The sequence below is a fragment of the Parafannyhessea umbonata genome, from assembly GCF_900111255.1.
Taxonomy (GTDB): domain Bacteria; phylum Actinomycetota; class Coriobacteriia; order Coriobacteriales; family Atopobiaceae; genus Olsenella_J; species Olsenella_J umbonata_A.
Genome location: NZ_FOGP01000013.1, coordinates 1 through 2,240 on the forward strand (window position 1 = coordinate 1; position 2,240 = coordinate 2,240).

Here is a 2,240-nt window from a genome sequence, read left to right on the forward strand (position 1 = left end):
GAGTCCGGGAGTCAGAACATGTGGGCTAAGCTGTGTGTTCGAAAGGGAAACAGCCCAGACCGCCCGCTAAGGTCCCCAAATCCATGCTAAGTGGCAAAGGATGTGCGTTTGCTCAGACAACCAGGATGTTGGCTTAGAAGCAGCCATTCATTTAAAGAGTGCGTAATAGCTCACTGGTCGAGTGGACATGCGCCGACAATATACGGGGCTAAGCATGGTACCGAAGCGGCGGACTGCATTTCGCAGTGGTAGGGGAGCTTTCCGTCTGGGGCGAAGCCGCGGGACGACCCGCGGTGGACCGGCCGGAAGTGAGAATGCTGGCATGAGTAACGAGAGGGGCGTGAAAAACGCCCCCGCCGTAAACCCAAGGTTTCCTGGGCAAGGCTAATCCTCCCAGGGTCAGTCGGGAGCTAAGGCGAGGCCGGAAGGCGTAGCCGATGCACAGCAGGTTGACATTCCTGCACCTCCGACGCGGCGCTATCACCGATGGGGCGACGAAGAAGGGTAGCTCAGCGGGGTTCTGGACGTCCCCGTGATGCCACGTAGGCCGGAAGGCAGTGAAACGCGCCTTCCGCTGAGGCTGAGGTGGCGGACGAAGCGACTGAGCGAAGTGAGTGAGCCCATGCTTCCGAGAAAAACCTCTAGGGAGCCGCTAGGAGCCCGTACCGCAAACCGACACAGGTGGGTGGGTAGAACATACCAAGGCGATCGGGAGAACTATGGTTAAGGAACTCGGCAAAATCACCCCGTAACTTCGGGAGAAGGGGTGCCGCCCAGGGTGGAGGGACTTGCTCCCCGAGCCCCAGGCGGCCACAGTAAAGAGGTCCAAACGACTGTTTATCAAAAACACAGGACTCTGCTGAAGTCGTAAGACGACGTATAGGGTCTGACGCCTGCCCGGTGCCGGAAGGTCACGAGGAGCTGTCAGCGCAAGCGAAGCAGCGAATCTAAGCCCCGGTAAACGGCGGCCGTAACTATAACGGTCCTAAGGTAGCGAAATTCCTTGTCGGGTAAGTTCCGACCTGCACGAAAGGCGTAACGATTTGGACGCTGTCTCAACCATAGACCCGGTGAAATTGCACTAGTCGTGAAGATGCGACTTACCCGCGGAAGGACGGAAAGACCCCGTGAACCTTTACTGCAGCTAGACATTGGCTGCCGGTCCGTCGTGTAGAGGATAGGTGGGAGACTGTGAACCAGGGACGCCAGTTTCTGGGGAGTCGCCCTTGGAATACCACCCTCGACGCTCTGGCATCCTAACCCCGCGCCGTGATCCGGGCGGGGGACCGTGTCTGGTGGGTAGTTTGACTGGGGCGGTCGCCTCCTAAAATGTAACGGAGGCGCACGTAAGGTCTGCTCAGGATGGTCGGCAACCACCCTTTTGAGTGCAAGAGCATAAGCAGGCTTGACTGCGAGACCCACAAGTCGAGCAGATGGGAAACCAGGTTCTAGTGATCCGGCGGCTCAGAGTGGAATGGCCGTCGCTCAACGGATAAAAGGTACTCCGGGGATAACAGGCTGATCTTCCCCAAGAGTCCACATCGACGGGAAGGTTTGGCACCTCGATGTCGGCTCATCGCATCCTGGGGCTGGAGCAGGTCCCAAGGGTATGGCTGTTCGCCATTTAAAGCGGTACGCGAGCTGGGTTCAGAACGTCGTGAGACAGTTCGGTCCCTATCCTCCGTGGGCGTAGGAAAATTGAGGGAGGCTGCCCCTAGTACGAGAGGACCGGGGTGGACGGACCTCCGGTGTACGGGTTGTCAACCTAATGGCACTGCCCGGTAGCTGAGTCCGGTCGGGATAACCGCTGAAAGCATCTAAGCGGGAAGCCCATCCCAAGATTAGTTTTCCTTTCGGTAAGACCCCTCGTAGACCACGAGGCGATAGGCTGCAGGTGTAAGCGCCGCGAGGCGTTCAGCCGAGCAGTACTAATCGGTCGAGCTCTTCCCTTCCTTTACATGTGTTCCGGATCGGAGCGGTCCTCTTGGAGAGGCGTCGTCCGCGTCGCGCTGTGCGGCCCCCAGGGCACGGCGGCGAAGGCCCCGTGACAACAGAATGCCCCTAGTTGGTCAGCGGCCATGGCAGGGGAGGCACACCTGGTCCCATTCCGAACCCAGAAGTTAAGCCCCCGAGCGCCGATGGTACTGCGGAGTCAGTCCGTGGGAGAGCAGGACGCCGCTGACCAACTAGGGGCATTTCGCGTGGGGGAGGCCCCCGGCTCTGCGGCCGGGGGCCTCCCC

General features: G+C 59.7%; 2 rRNA genes. Both read left to right on the plus strand.

What is annotated here, in order from left to right:
• Nucleotides 1–1,952: ribosomal RNA gene (locus BMY31_RS08735) — 23S ribosomal RNA — on the plus strand; the annotation flags it as partial.
• A gap of 116 nt (nucleotides 1,953–2,068) precedes the next feature.
• Nucleotides 2,069–2,184, plus strand: a 5S ribosomal RNA gene (rrf, locus tag BMY31_RS08740).
• The last annotated feature ends 56 nt before the right edge of the window (nucleotides 2,185–2,240 follow it).